At 72.9% G+C, this 14,053-nt stretch carries 12 protein-coding genes; 8 read left to right on the top strand and 4 right to left on the bottom strand.

The features are described 5' to 3' along the window. On the bottom strand, nucleotides 1–1,300 hold a 1,300-nt coding region (gene htpG / locus AC156L_RS19585), incomplete at its 3' end, for a molecular chaperone HtpG (RefSeq protein WP_484407136.1). A 131-nt stretch (nucleotides 1,301–1,431) separates the two neighbouring features. Beyond that, nucleotides 1,432–3,027, bottom strand: a complete 1,596-nt coding sequence (locus tag AC156L_RS19580; RefSeq protein WP_330883076.1) for a glycosyltransferase family 4 protein — start codon at nucleotides 3,025–3,027, stop codon at nucleotides 1,432–1,434. Between the two features lie 321 nt (nucleotides 3,028–3,348). Here AC156L_RS19580 and AC156L_RS19575 point away from each other — a divergent pair, with 321 nt between their 5' ends. From AC156L_RS19575 to AC156L_RS19565, 3 genes are all read left to right on the top strand, one after another. Continuing rightward, entirely contained in the window at nucleotides 3,349–4,572 is a 1,224-nt protein-coding gene (locus tag AC156L_RS19575) for a glycosyltransferase (RefSeq protein ID WP_330883078.1), read from the top strand. Nucleotides 4,573–4,715: 143 nt separating this feature from the next. Beyond that, complete coding sequence (locus tag AC156L_RS19570; RefSeq protein WP_330883080.1) at nucleotides 4,716–5,090, top strand: STAS domain-containing protein; 375 nt, start codon at nucleotides 4,716–4,718, stop codon at nucleotides 5,088–5,090. Nucleotides 5,091–5,298: 208 nt separating this feature from the next. Continuing rightward, a complete protein-coding gene (locus AC156L_RS19565; RefSeq protein ID WP_330883082.1) occupies nucleotides 5,299–6,309 on the top strand; it encodes a YdcF family protein in 1,011 nt (336 codons plus the stop codon). On the opposite strand, the gene AC156L_RS19560 is transcribed toward AC156L_RS19565, so the two are convergent. Then, the gene (locus AC156L_RS19560) at nucleotides 6,310–7,728 is read right to left on the bottom strand and encodes an alpha/beta hydrolase (RefSeq protein ID WP_330883084.1); all 1,419 of its coding nucleotides are present in this window, start codon (nucleotides 7,726–7,728) and stop codon (nucleotides 6,310–6,312) included. 276 nt (nucleotides 7,729–8,004) lie between these two features. Here AC156L_RS19560 and AC156L_RS19555 point away from each other — a divergent pair, with 276 nt between their 5' ends. The 3 genes from AC156L_RS19555 to AC156L_RS19545 are packed head-to-tail and all read left to right on the top strand — an operon-like array spanning nucleotide 8,005 to nucleotide 10,552. Beyond that, nucleotides 8,005–8,682 carry a response regulator transcription factor gene (locus AC156L_RS19555; RefSeq protein ID WP_330883086.1) on the top strand — a complete coding sequence of 226 codons (678 nt, stop codon included), beginning with the start codon at nucleotides 8,005–8,007 and terminating at the stop codon, nucleotides 8,680–8,682. Next, nucleotides 8,679–10,046 carry an ATP-binding protein gene (locus AC156L_RS19550; protein ID WP_484407134.1) on the top strand — a complete coding sequence of 456 codons (1,368 nt, stop codon included), beginning with the start codon at nucleotides 8,679–8,681 and terminating at the stop codon, nucleotides 10,044–10,046. Before AC156L_RS19555 ends, AC156L_RS19550 begins: the two co-directional genes overlap by 4 nt. Further along, a complete protein-coding gene (locus tag AC156L_RS19545; protein WP_330883090.1) occupies nucleotides 10,043–10,552 on the top strand; it encodes a hypothetical protein in 510 nt (169 codons plus the stop codon). The genes AC156L_RS19550 and AC156L_RS19545 overlap by 4 nt, the downstream gene beginning before the upstream one ends. Here AC156L_RS19545 and AC156L_RS19540 read toward each other — a convergent pair. Further along, a complete protein-coding gene (locus AC156L_RS19540; protein WP_330883092.1) occupies nucleotides 10,530–10,796 on the bottom strand; it encodes a UBP-type zinc finger domain-containing protein in 267 nt (88 codons plus the stop codon). The two genes, AC156L_RS19545 and AC156L_RS19540, sit on opposite strands and share 23 nt — an antisense overlap. Nucleotides 10,797–10,895: 99 nt before the next feature. Here AC156L_RS19540 and AC156L_RS19535 point away from each other — a divergent pair, with 99 nt between their 5' ends. Both AC156L_RS19535 and AC156L_RS19530 read left to right on the top strand, forming a co-directional pair. Then, nucleotides 10,896–12,593, top strand: a complete 1,698-nt coding sequence (locus tag AC156L_RS19535; protein ID WP_330883094.1) for an NAD(P)/FAD-dependent oxidoreductase — start codon at nucleotides 10,896–10,898, stop codon at nucleotides 12,591–12,593. A gap of 5 nt (nucleotides 12,594–12,598) precedes the next feature. Further along, nucleotides 12,599–14,053, top strand: coding sequence for an ATP-binding protein (locus tag AC156L_RS19530; protein ID WP_330883255.1), 1,455 nt, complete (start codon nucleotides 12,599–12,601; stop codon nucleotides 14,051–14,053).

Raw genomic sequence — 14,053 nt, 5'->3', positions numbered from 1 at the left:
TGAGGTAGTAGATGTCCTCCTGGCCGTCCTTCATCCGCTCGACGTACCCGGCGAGCCGCGTCTGCTCGTCGGCCGAGTGGGTGGAGTCGAACGAGCAGATCTCCAGGATCGCCTCGCGGTTCTCGGCGTCGTCCAGCAGGCCTTCCTTGACGGCCTTGCCGAACTCGCCCCAGAAGGTCGTGTACTTCTCCTCCGGCAGGCCCTTGATCGTCTGCAGGACCTTCTTCACCAGCCTGCGGCGGATGCGCTCGATCTGGCGGTCCTGCTGGAGGATCTCACGCGACACGTTCAGCGACAGGTCCTGCGCGTCGACGACCCCCTTCACGAACCGCAGGTACTCCGGCATCAGCGCTTCGCAGTCGTCCATGATGAACACGCGCTTGACGTAGAGCTGCACGCCGCGCTTGCGCTCGCGCATGAACAGGTCGAGCGGCGCCTGCGCGGGGATGAACAGCAGCGCCTGGTACTCGAACGTGCCCTCCGCCTGGATGCGGAAGGTCTCCAGCGGGTCGTTCCAGTCGTGGCTGATGTGCTTGTAGAACTCGTTGTACTCGGACTGCTCGACCTCGCTGCTGGAGCGGGCCCACAGCGCCTTCATCGAGTTCACGGTCTCCAGGGCGGGTTCGGCGCCCTCCTCCGCCTTCTCGGCGGCCATCTTGACCGGCCACGTGATGAAGTCGGAGTACCGCTTGACGATCTCGCGGACCTTGCGCGTCGACGTGTAGTCGAACAGGTGGTCCTCGGTGTCCTCGGGCTTCAGGTGCAGCGTCACGGTCGTGCCCTGCGGCGCGTCCTCGACGGGCTCGATCGTGTACGTGCCCTCGCCCTCGGACTCCCACCGGACGCCCTCGGACGTGCCCGCGCGGCGCGTCACCAGGGTGACCTTGTCCGCGACCATGAAGCTCGCGTAGAAGCCGACGCCGAACTGGCCGATCAGGTCCTGCGACCCCGCGGCGTCCTTGGACTCCTTGACCTTCTTCAGGAACTCCGCGGTGCCGGACTTCGCGATGGTGCCGATCAGGCCGATGACCTCGTCGCGGGTCATTCCGATGCCGTTGTCGCGCACGGAGAGCGTGCGCTGCTCGGCGTCGACCGCGATCTCCACGTGCAGGTCGTCGGTGTCGGCGTCCAGGTCCTTGTCGCGGAACGACTCCAGGCGCAACTTGTCCAGCGCGTCGGACGCGTTGGACACCAGTTCCCGCAGGAAGACGTCCTTGTTCGAGTAGATCGAGTGGATCATCAGTTGGAGGAGCTGGCGCGCCTCGGACTGGAACTCGAATGTCTGGGTCGGCGTGGTCACGTTCGGCGATGTTACCGAAACACCCCCGGCGTTCGTGCGCACCTCGGCACTTCGGTGTCGAACGCGACCCCCCGTCCGCAAAAGTGGTGCCACCCCGCGGTCCGCGGGGTGTTCGGGACCGCCGGGCTCGGTCAGGCGAGGTCGAGGTAGACGCGGGCGAAGGCCCCCGCGACGCGGGCGATCGGGAAGCGCTCGCGCACCGTCTCCCGGCCCGCGTCGGCGACCGCGCGGGTCGCGTCGCCCAGCGCCACGACCTCCCGCAGCGCGTCGCCCAGCCCCTCGGCGGTGGACGTGTCGGCGAGGAACCCGTTGCGCCCGTGGTCCACGTAGTGGGGGAGGCCGCCGGTGCGCGGGCCGACCACCAGCATCCCGGCCTCCATGGCCTCCAGGACGGCGATCCCGAACTCCTCCTTCGCGCTCGCGCACGCGTAGACGTGCGGCGACGGGGCCAGTACGGCCTGGACCAGCGTGTGCTCCAGCTCCCGCACCTTCGTGTTGGGCCACGCGGGCAGCACGGCCAACCGCCCCCGCGACCCCGGCACCGACGCGGCGAGCGCCAGCACCTCGTCCAGCACGGCCTGCTCGTCCGGCGTGCGGTCGGTGACCGAGCCGCCGATCAGCACCAGCGCCGTCGACCGGTGCAGGCCCGCCTCCAGCCACGCCCGCACCAGGACCGCCTGCTGCTTGACCGGGTGCAGGCGGCCGACGTTGAGCAGCACCGGCAGGCCCCGCGCCGAGTCGTCCAGCCGGGGGAACACCCTGGACGGCTCGAACAGCTCGCGCACCAGCGCGGGCCGGGCCGTCCCGGCCAGCGGGGCGATGCCCTCCTCGATGGCGACCGCGTGGCGGTGCTCCAGCTGGGGGAAGTGCTCCAGCAGCTCGTCGCCCCGACCGCCGATGGCGACCAGGGTGTCGGCGCGCCCGACCAGCCGGTCCGCGACGCGCACGCGGTGCAGGTCGAACCGCAGCGCGTCGACGTCCGACCCCTCCTCCGGGTACCGCGCGGCCAGGTGGCGGTGCGGGTCCGGGGTGAGCGTGAACACCACGCGCGCGCCCAGCAGGCGGGCCGCGTCGGCCACCGCGAGCGAGCCGTCGTCGGAGTAGCGGACGTGCACGACGTCCGGCACGAGCCCGTGGCGGGACAGCAGCTCGCGGAGCCACCAGGTGATGGCCGCCCGGTGCCCGCCCATCTCCCGCTGGTCGAGCGCGACGGGGGAGTCGACCGGGACGTGCACGGTCCAGTGCTCCCGGTCGGCCGCCCGCTCCACGACGAGCGCCGTGGGGTTCGCCGCGAGCACGACGGTCACGACCCGGCCGACGTCGGCGCGGTCGGCCAGCGCGTCGCCCAGCGACCGCAGGAACACCCCGAGCCCGCCGCTGGCGCCCTCGCCGGGCCGTCCGGTGCCGCCGATCAGCATCGACTGCACCACCGCCGGCCCGTCCACCGGCTCGGCGCGCGGCGCGGACCCGCCGCCGCCGAGCAGGTCCAGGAGCAGCTTCTCGTACGGCGACCTCGGCTCGCCGCGCGGGGGCAGCCCGATCCCGTGCAGGTAGCGCCACAGCGGAGCGCCGTCGCCCACCGCCCGCACCTCGTCCGCGCGCAGGGGGGCCAGGCCGTGCAGGGCGGCGAGGTCGAGCAGCCACCCGGTGACCGGCTCGCCCGGCCGGTCGAGCAGAGTCCTCCGCAGCAGTGCGGACAGCCGCTCCGCGCCGCCGTCGGCTAGCACGTCCGGGAACAGATCGCACAACAGCGAGAACGCCGCAGGTGAGGGCGCTCGAACGAGGGCCTCGACGGCCTCTTCCACCGCCGGTGGGGAGGGCGGGAGGCCCAGGCGGTGCCGACGGTTTTCCAGTGCTCGCAAGAGATCCGGGTGTGGTCGCACGCACTACGTTCGAACCGGGCGGCCTTCCGGATCGAACAGAACCCGGTGTTCCCAACGAGAGTGAGGCGAGCAGTGTCCCGTGTCGTCGTGATCAGCCCCCCGTTCCGCTCGCACGCGCAACCGCTGTCGGTTCTCGCCCGTTCGTTGTGCGGGTCCGGTGTGGACGTGGTATTCGCGTCCACACCGGAGTTCGTGGACCTGGCCGGGGGACTGGACTTCACGCCGCTGCGCACGACCCGCAACGCCAACACGGGAGTGGCGCAGAACACCGTGCAGGACGCCGAGTCCGCCCGCAGGCTCGCCGAGTTCCTCGACGCGACCAGGCGCGGCGCGGTGCCCGCGCTGCTGGCGCAGACGACCCACCGCCGTGCGGACGTGCTGGCCGCGCCGGAGGAGGTGCTGGCCGACCTCGCCGCGCTGCACGAGCGCCTGCGCCCCGACTGGTACCTGGTCGACCAGCTCAACTACGCGGTGACCCTCGCGCTGCACACCCTGGGGCTGCCGTTCGCGTCCTTCTGCCCCGGCCACCCCACCTACCTGGTGACCCGCGACGACCAGTTCTTCGGCCTGCCCCAGCTCTGGCCGTCGGCCGTCGCGCCGGGCGACCTCGCCGAGCTGCGCGAGGCGACCAGGCTCACCGACCTCCGGTTCACCGAGCTGTTCGCGGACTTCGTCGCGCGGCACGCCCCGGACCGGCCCGCGCCGCGCCGGGCGTTCGCGCTGACGTCCCCGCACGCGGCCGTCCTCAACTACCCGAGGTTCCCGTGGCTGCCGCCGCTGCCGCGGGAGCCCGAGCTGGTGTTCCTCGGCCACTGCACCGAACCCGACCGGCTGGACGACGACCGGCTCGCCCGCGTCCGCGACCGCCGCGTCGTGCTGGTCGCGCTGGGCACGTTCCTGTCCGCCCGCGACGACGTCCTGCGGACCGCCGTCACGGGCGCGCTGGCCGTCCCGGACGTGCTGGTGGTGGTCGCCGCGGGCGCGCGCGTCGAGGCGCTGGCCGACCTCGCGGCCCACCCCCGCGTGCTGCTGGAGGCCGAGGTGCCGCAGCGGGCACTGCTGCCGCACGTGGCCGCGATCGTGCACCACGGCGGCAACAACACCTTCACGGAGGCCCTGGAGGCGGGTGTGCCCGCGCTGGTGCTCCCGTTCTCCAGCGACCAGTTCTGCGTGGCCCACGACGCCGAGCGCTCGGGCGCGGGAGTGGTCCTCGACCCGAACACCCTCACCGCGCCCCTGGTGGAGACCGCGCTGCGCGGCCTGCTGGCCGTGGGCGCCACGCCCCGGCTGCGGACGCTGCGCGACGAGGTGCGGGCGGCCGGGCCGGACCGGGGCGCCGCGGTGCTGGCGGGGACCATGGACCGCGCACTGGCGCCCCGCGGGACCTGATACGTCCACTTCGGACGGTGCGGGACCGCGCTCGCGCTAACGGGCTAAGCGAGCCGGGTGAACGTGGCGGCGCGGCGTTGTGGGGCCACCGGGTGCCCGATAGGGTCCTCTCCCGCTCAAACGGGGATTGCTTGGGGTGCACAGTGTCCGAACCACACCCACCCGGCGTGCTGGTCACCCACGGGCAGGCGCTGACCATCCGCGTGTGCCGGGGCAGCCGCAGCGCGATCGTCGCGGTGGAGGGCGAGTCCGACTCGGCCAGCGCCCACCGGCTCGGCCGCGAGCTCAGGGCGCTCTGCTCCCGGTACACCCTGGTGGTGGTGGACTGCCTCGGCCTGCGCTTCCTGGGCTCCACCGGCCTCACCGTCGTGCTGGACGCCCACCTGCACGCCAAGGCGCGGGGCAACGTCCTGCGCCTGGTGGTCAACACCCCGGCGGTGCTGGCGGTGCTCCACGTCTCGCGGATCGACCGGGAGCTGGCGGTGTTCGGCACCATGAACGACGCTCTCACGACCTGACGGCGAAGCCCGCCCGCCGCCCGGTGCCTCAGCCTCCTCAATGACTTCAGTGTAGACCGAAACAAGATCGTTCGGGACGACGCACGGTCACGGCGGCACCGGCGGAAGGGCCCGATCACGCCCCGGACCGCCGCGGACGGACGTTCCGCCGGGTACGCCGTCCCCCGTCTGGTCTAATGATCACCTCGACTCGGAGGTGGCCCGGCCCATGACCACGGTCAGCGTCTACAGCTACGGGATCGCGCTGCTGTGGTTCCTGTTCTTCCTGGTCAGCTTCGTCCGGGACCGGAGGAGGCTGCGCAACGGCGTGTACCTCTTCCTCACGCTCGCGTTCCTGGGCCTGGGCCTGCTGCTGACGCTCGCGTCGGTCTCCGAGACGGCCGCCACCGTGGTGGTCGTCGGTGTCGTCGTGCTGGTCCCGCTGCTCATCGTCGGGCTCGCGGTGTTCCTCGTCGCGAACGGCGTCACGATGGTCCGCCGCGAAGGCCTGCGGCCGGTGAACCTGCTGTCGCTCGCGGCGGGCCTGGGGATCATCGCGTTCGTGCTCTTCCAGGCCGTGCGGCAGCACGTGGACTGGCCGCCGCTGGGCGTCGCGGGTGACGTGATGACGGGTCTGCTGGCCTACGTGGGCTTCCTGTTCGCGTGCTTCCTGCTGTACTCGTTCGTCTACGGCCGGATCCGCCCGAAGCGGGGTGTCGACTTCATCGTGGTGCTGGGCGCCGGGCTGATCGGCGAGAAGGTCCCGCCGCTGCTCGCGAGCAGGCTGGAGCGCGGGCGCACGGCGTTCGACGCGGCGGTCGCGAAGGGCGTGGAGCCCGCGATGATCACCTCGGGTGGCCAGGGGCCGGGCGAGGACGTGCCGGAGGCGGTCGCGATGGCCGACTACCTCGTGTCCAGGGGCGTGTCGCGGGACCGGGTGCTGCTGGAGGACCGGTCGACCACGACGTGGGAGAACCTGGTGTTCAGCAAGGCGATCATGACCGAGCAGCGGCCGGACTACCGCTGCCTGGTCGTCACCAACAACTTCCACGTGCTGCGGGCCGCGCTGCTGGCGCGCAAGGCGAAGCTGAACGGCCAGGTCATCGGCGCTCCGACGGCCTGGTACTTCTGGCCGACCGCGACGCTGCGCGAGTTCGTCGCGATCCTCGTGGAGCACTGGGTGGTCAACGGCGTGATCGCGGTGCTGATCGTCCTGTCCGCCGTGCTGCCCTCGCTCTGATCACGGGGCCGGCTCGACCGCGGGGCACGAGGCCCCCTCGGCGGGGGTGCGCAGGGCGAGCAGGTAGGCGTCGACGGTGGAGCGGGTGCACTCGCCGCGGTCGTAGGCGACGTGGCCCCAGCCGTCGTAGGTCAGCAGCGCGGTGTGCGCGCGGGCCTGCCGGTGGACGCTGAGCGCCCAGGCGTACGGCGTGGCCGGGTCGTGGCGGGAGTTCACCACGAGGATCTCGGGTCCGGTGTGGATGGTGAGCCGGTGCGGCGGGTTGGCCGCGGGGCCGGTGATCCCCGCGCACGACGTGGTCTCGTCGTGGCCGAGGTCGCTGCCGCGCAGGGTCGGGCCGCGGCGCAGCTCCTCGGCGCGCAGCCGGGCGTAGTCGGCGTGGTCGCGGACGCGCAGGGAGAAGTCCTGGCACACGGTCGCGAGCCGGACGGCGGGGTAGTTGTACTCGAACCGCGCGGACAGGGGTGGTTCCTCCTCCGCGAGGTCCGACACGTACCGGGCGATCTCGGCCCAGGCGGGGTCGTAGAGCATGGTGTGGATGGTGCTGATGAACCCGGCCCTGCCCCAGCCGATGGCGTCGGCGCCGTCCAGCGCGTCCTCCCACACCGCGCGGACGTCGCGGCCGTGCAGCGCGCAGGTGGGCGTGCGGTCGCACCACGCCGCGAACTCGCCGAACGCGGCCTCCACCGAGGCCGCCCGGTCGATGACGAACCGGCGGGTGTCGGCGCTGTGGTCGACCACGCTGTCGAGCACCATCGACCGGAGGTGGCCGCCGAACCGCTCCGCGTAGGCCTGGCCGAGCACGGTGCCGTAGGAGATGCCGAAGTAGTTGATCCTCCGTTCGCCCAGCGCGCGGCGGAGGGCGTCGAGGTCGCGGGCGGACTGGCCCGCGTCGGCGTGGTCGAACACCGGGCCGCTGCGCGCGCGGCAGTCGGCGATCAGCGTCCGGTTGTGGGCGACCAGCGCGTCGAAGGCGGCCTGGTCGACGGGGTCGGTGGACGGGCCGCGGCCGAGCAGGTCCTCGGAGCAGCGGACGAACGCGCTGCCGCCGGTCCCGCGCTGGTCGAACCCGACGACGTCGAACCGCGCCCGCACCTCGGGGCTGAAGAGCGAGCCGGACTGGGCGAACGCGGCGCCGGAGCCGCCGGGTCCTCCGGGGTCGGCGACCAGCACGCCGAGGCGGCGGGCCGGGTCGGTCGCCGCGCGGCGGGAGACGGCGAGGTCGAAGGACTCGCCGCGCGGGGCGTTCCAGTCGACGGGGACGCGGAGCGTGCCGCACTCGGCGGCCGGGACCTCGGGGCAGGGGTGCCAGGTGATGGTGGTGGGGGTCCACCCGGTGTCCGCGTGCGCGGTGGTGGCCCCGGCCACCAGTGCGACGCAGGAGAGGGCGGTTCCGAGCACGCGCAGGGTCGTCCGCACTGGTCCTCCAGCGTCGTCGGTCCGGTGGGTCCGAGGCGGGATTGTCGCGAGTGGATCACGGAACGCGCAAGGGCCGGGGGCGCGACGTGGGACGGGGCGCGGCGGCCCGCCTGGATCACGGGCAGCTCCCCCCACCGGTGCGGCGGCCACCCGGAGGTCACGACGGGTAGCGGTCGGTGGTGCGCTTCCCGATCTCGTCGGGGTCGTGTCAGGGTTTCGCCACAGAGCGCGGGGAGACGGGGGGTCCGGCGCTCCGCGCGCCCCATACTCGCTGCCGTGGCTCGTGTGCTGTTGATCGAAGACGACCAGGCCGTCCGGAACGCCCTGGGGTTCGCGCTGCGCCGCCAGGGGCACCAGGTGTCGGCGGCGGCGACCGGTGAGGAGGGCTTGGTGCTCGTGCGGGAGGCGGTGCCGGACATCGTCGTGCTGGACCTGATGCTGCCGGGGGTGGACGGGTTCGAGGTGTGCCGGAGGGTGCGGGCGATGGGGGACGTGCCCGTGGTCATGCTCACCGCGCGGGGTGACGACTTCGACGTCGTCGGCGGGTTGGAGGCGGGGGCGGACGACTACGTCGTCAAACCCGTGGAGCCGAGGGTGCTCGACGCGCGGCTGCGGGCGGTGCTGCGGCGCAGCGAGCGCGAGGGCACCCGCAGCACGAGCGTGTTCGGCGACCTGGTGATCGACCGGGCGGCGTTGACCGTGCACAAGGCGGGCGTGCCGGTGGGGCTCACGCCGACCGAGCTGCGGCTGCTGCTGGAGCTGTCGCGGTCGCCGGGGCAGGTCCTGACGCGGGAGCAGCTGCTGAAGTCGGTGTGGGAGCACGACTACCTCGGTGACTCGCGGCTGGTCGACGCGTGCGTGCAGCGGTTGCGGCTGAAGGTGGAGGACGTGCCGTCCACGCCGGTGTTCGTGCGGACCGTCCGCGGTTTCGGCTACCGGTTCGGGCCGCTGTGAGGCTCGGTCTGCGGGCGCGGCTGCTGGTCGCGTTCACGCTGGTGTCGGTGTCCACCGGGGCGGCGGTCGGTGCGGCGTCGTACCTGAGGGAGCGGGACATGGTGCTGTCGGCGGCGCAGGACACGATGGTGGAGCGGTTCCGCGCGGACCTGGAGCGGGAGGTGCCGCTCGACCACTCGCCGACGCACGCCGAACTCGTCGAGCTGGCCTGGCGGTACAGGGCCGTCGCGGTCTTCGCGAACGACCACGCGAGCGGCAACGGGATCAGCTTCGCGGACGTGCCGAAGGAGCTGCGGGACCAGGTGCGGGAGCGGCGCAGGACGCTGGTGCAGCGGGTGGAGGTCAACGGTCAGCCGTACGCGCTGGTCGGGGCGCCGCTGGACGGTGACGTGCGGGGTTCGACGGGTGTGGAGCTGTACCGGCGGCAGCACCTCGGGGCGCAGCAGGACGCCATCGCGGCCCTCCCGAGGTCCGCGGCGCTGCTGGTGCTGCTCTCGCTGCTGCCCGCGGCCGTGCTGGCGCTGCTGGCGGCACGGGGTGTGCTGCGGCCGGTGCGGGCGCTGCGGTCGGGGGCGCGGCGGGTCGCGGACGGGCACCTGGACACCAGGCTGCCCGCGGGTGGTTCGGACGAGCTGGCGGACCTGGTCCGCACGTTCAACGCGATGACGGCGGAGCTGGAGGGGACGGTGGCCGAGCTGCGGCGGGTGGACGAGCGGTCGCGGCGGTTCGTGGCGGACGTGTCGCACGAACTCCGCACGCCGTTGACGGCGATGACCGCCGTGACCGAGGCGCTGGACGACGAGGCGTTGACCGGTGACGCCGCGACGGCGGCCGGGATGGTGAGCACCGAGACGCGGAAGCTGGGGGCGCTGGTGGAGGACCTGATCGAGATCTCCCGGTTCGACGCGGGGGTGGCCGGGCTGCGGCCGGAGCCGGTCGAGCTGGGGGCGCTGGTGGTGGCGACGCTGGCCGCGCGCGGCTGGACGGACGTGGTGCGGGTGGACCTGCCGTCGGTGGGGCCGTCCGAACTGGACCGCCGCCGGGTCGACGTGGTGCTGGCGAACCTGGTCGGCAACGCGCTGCGGCACGGCGCGGAACCGGTGACCGTCGTGCTGCGCTCCTCGCCCGACGAGGTCGTGGTGGAGGTCACCGATTCCGGGTCCGGTCTCGCCGACGAGGTGTCGCCGCACGTGTTCGAGCGGTTCTACAAGGCCGACGCGGCCCGCCTGCGGTCGGAGGGCAGCGGGTTGGGGCTGGCCATAGCGTGGGAGAACGTCAGGCTGCACGGCGGTTCGCTGGAGGCCGGGAACGCCCCTGGCGGCGGGGCCCGGTTCACCGTGCGGTTGCCAAGGAGGCGGTCGTGAGGCGTCGTCTGGCCGCGGTGCTGCTGGTCGTGTCGGCGGTCGCCGGGTGCGGCATCACGCCGACGGAGCCGTTCCTGTACGGCCTGCCGCCCAGGAGCCCCGTGACCGGTGTGCAGCTGCACCTGCTCTTCGGCGGCGACGCGTTCGAGGTGCTGCGCCCCGGTCCGGACTCCCTCGGCGCCGCCGAGCGCCTCGACCTGCTGTTCGCCGGGCCGACGGAGGCCGAGTTCCTCGCGGGTGTGGGGACGGCGGTGCCCGCGGGCTACCGGCGGGCGGGTCCGGTCGTGGAGCGGGAGGCGGGCCGGTTCGCCGTCGTGGTGGACCGGGAGGACGACCGCGTCCCCGACCTCGACGCGCGGGCGGGCGGGCAGATCGCCTGCACGGTGCTGCCCGGCGTCCAGAGGGCGGGCAGCACGTTCGACGGGGTGGTGGTCGTGCTCGGCGCCTCCGGTCGGGAACTGGGGCCCTACCGGTGCGAGCCGGTCATACCGCCGTCTCGTCGATGAAGCACCAGCGCCACGACTCGCCGGGTTCGAACGACCTGATGACCGGGTGGCCCTCCTCGGCCGCGTGCCTGCTGGCGTGCTTGGCCGGGGAGGAGTCGCAGCAGCCGACCTTGCCGCACGACAGGCACAGTCGCAGGTGGACCCAGCGGCCACCCGAGGCGAGGCAGTCCTCGCACCCGTCGGGCGTGCTCGGCTCCGGCGCCTCGCCGAGTTCGGCGACGTGCTGGCAGGTGACGGCGGTCATGGGTGCTCCTCGCCTCGGTGGTCTTCAGGGGTGAACCTACGCCCAGGGCGGAGGGGTGCGCAGGTGACGGCGGCCGTTCGCGCTGCTTGACTGGTCGCCATGACGACACCCCCGCCCGCCGAGACCGCCAGGGTCTCGCGACCCTCGATCCTCACGGTGGACGACGACCCCAGCGTGTCCAGGGCCGTCGCTCGGGACCTGCGCAGGCACTACGGCGAGAGCTACCGGATCGTGCGCGCGGAGTCCGGCGCCCAGGCGTTGGAAGCGCTGCGGGAGATCAAGCTGCGCGGCGAGGAGGTGGCCGCGCTGCTCGCGGACCACCGGATGCCGCAGATGAGCGGCATCGAGTTCCTCGAAGAGGCCATGGACCTGTTCCCGCAGGCCCGCCGCGTGCTGCTGACCGCGTACGCCGACACCGAGGCCGCGATCCAGGCCATCAACGTGGTCGACCTCGACCACTACCTGCTCAAGCCGTGGGACCCGCCGGAGGAGAAGCTCTACCCGGTGCTGGACGAGCTGCTGCACGCCTGGTCGGTGACCGACCGGCAGCCCGCGCGGCAGGTCAGGGTGGTCGGGCACCGCTGGTCGCCGCGCTCCTACGAGGTGCGCGACTTCCTGGCGCGCAACTCCGTGCCGTTCCGCTGGCACTCGCTGGACGACGGTGACTGCGAGGCGGCTCGGCTGCTCGCCGCGGCGGGCCTGGACGGCACGGACCTGCCGGTGGTCGTGACACCGGAGGGGGAGCCGATGGTGCGGCCGAGCGACGGTGAGCTGGCGGCGCGCGTCGGGTTGAGCACGCGGCCGTCGTCGGACTTCTACGACCTGATCGTGGTCGGCGGTGGGCCGGCGGGGCTGGGCGCGGCGGTGTACGGCGGCTCGGAGGGCCTGCGGACCGTGCTGGTCGAGCGGGTGGCGACCGGTGGGCAGGCGGGCACGAGCAGCCGGATCGAGAACTACCTCGGCTTCCCCGACGGCGTGTCCGGCGAGCAGCTCACCGAGCGGGCGCGCAGGCAGGCGTTGAAGTTCGACGTGGAGATGCTGACCACCCGCGACGTCGTGGCGCTGGAGCAGCGCGGAGCGGCACGGGTGGTGAAGTTCGACGACGGCACCGAACTCGCCGCGCACACGGTGATCCTGGCGACCGGTGTGTCCTACCGGATGCTCGGCGCTCCCGGCCTGGAGAACCTGGCGGGGCGGGGCGTGTTCTACGGCGCGGCCACCACGGAGGGGCCGAGCTGCGCGGGCCAGGACGTCTACCTGGTCGGCGGCGCGAACTCCGCGGGCCAGGCGGCCATGTACTTCTCCCGCCACGCGCGCCGCGTCGTGCTCGTGGTGCGCGGCGACTCGCTGGACCGGTCGATGTCGCGCTACCTGATCGACCAGCTCGCGGGCGTGCCGAACATCGAGGTCCGCACCTGCACGGAGGTCGTCGGCGGCACCGGCGACGACCACCTGGAGTCGTTGACGCTGCTGCACACCGCGACCGGTGAGAAGTCCACGGTGGAGGCGTCGTGGCTGTTCGCCTTCATCGGCGCCGCGCCGCGCACGGACTGGCTGGAGGGCACGGTGTCGCGCGACGAGCGCGGCTTCCTGCTCGCCGGACCGGACCTGACCGCCGACGGCCGCGCGCCGGACGGGTGGGAGCTGGACCGGCCGCCGTACCACCTGGAGACCAGCGTGCCCGGCGTGTTCGTCGCGGGTGACGTGCGGGCCGACTCGGTGAAGCGGGTGGCGTCGGCCGTGGGGGAGGGCGCGATGGCCGTGACCCTGGTGCACCGGTACCTGGAGAGGTCGTGACGGTCGTGGCGAAGCTGACCCCGGAGGACCTGCGGGAGCTGTTCCTGTTCGAGCACCTCTCCGACGAGCAGCTCGGGTGGCTCGCGGAGCACGGCCACGTGGAGACCCGCACCGCCGGTACCCCGGTGCACAGCGAGGGTGAGCCCGCGACGTGCTTCTTCGTGCTGCTCGAGGGCACGATCGCGCTGTGCCGCACCGTCGGCGGTCAGCGCGTGGAGACGAACCGCACGGACCACCGCGGCGCGTACTTCGGTGCCACGCAGGCGTACCTGCGGGGTGAGGTGCAGTCGTCGCCGACCTACCGGACGACCGCGGAGTCGATCACCGACACCCGGATGTTCCAGTTGGACGCCGACGAGTTCGGGCCCGTGATCCGCGACTGGTTCCCGATGGCCATGCACCTGCTGGAGGGCCTGTTCCTCGGGATGCAGAACACCCAGCGCCTGGTGAACGACCGCGAGCGGCTGCTCGCGCTCGGCTCGCTGTCCGCGGGGCTCACGCACGAGCTGAACAACCCGGCCGCGGCGGCGGTCAGGGCCACGGCCGCGCTGCGCGAGCGGGTCGCCGGGATGCGGCACAAGCTGGCGATGCTCGCCAGCGGCAAGATCGACCCGGAGACGCTGCCCGCGCTGGTGAAGCTCCAGGAGAACGCCGTCGAACGCGTCGCCAAGGCCCCCAAGCTGGGGCCGCTGGAGACCAACGACCGCGAGGACGAGGTCGGCGACTGGCTGGACGAGCACGGCATCACCGGCGGCTGGGACCTCGCGCCGACGCTGGTGGCGGGCGGCCTGGACGTGGAGTGGCTGGACGAGGCCGCGGAGCTGTGCCCGAGGTCGGCGACCGAGGCGGCCGTGCGCTGGCTCGCCTACACCGTCGAGACCGAGACCCTGATGAACGAGATCGAGGACGCGACCACCAGGGTGTCCACGCTCGTCGGCGCGGCCAAGCAGTACTCCCAGCTCGACCGCGCCCCGTTCCAGGTCGTCGACGTGCACGAGCTGCTGGACTCGACGCTCGTCATGCTCGGCAGCAAGATCCCCGGGGGTGTCCGCGTGGTGAAGGACTACGACCGCTCGCTCCCGCCGCTGCCCGCGTTCGCCGGGGAGCTGAACCAGGTGTGGACGAACCTCGTCGACAACGCGCTGGGCGCCATGAACGGCACCGGCACCCTCACCGTCCGCACCCACCGGGTCGACGACCGGGTGGCCGTGGAGGTCGGCGACACCGGCACCGGCATCCCGCCGGAGGTCAAGGGCCGGATCTTCGAGCCGTTCTTCACCACCAAGGCCGTCGGCGAGGGCACCGGGCTCGGGCTGGAGATCTCGTGGCGGATCGTGGTGAAGAAGCACCACGGCGACATCCGCGTCGAGTCCGAGCCGGGTGACACGCGGTTCACGGTGCTGCTGCCGCTGGAGGTGCCCGCACGGCCAGAGCCGGCGGCGATCGACCTGGACGAGTAG

It is taken from the genome of Umezawaea sp. (genome assembly GCF_057122925.1).
Note: the sequence above shows the minus strand (reverse complement) of the source record. Positions and strands in the feature narration are given on the sequence as shown.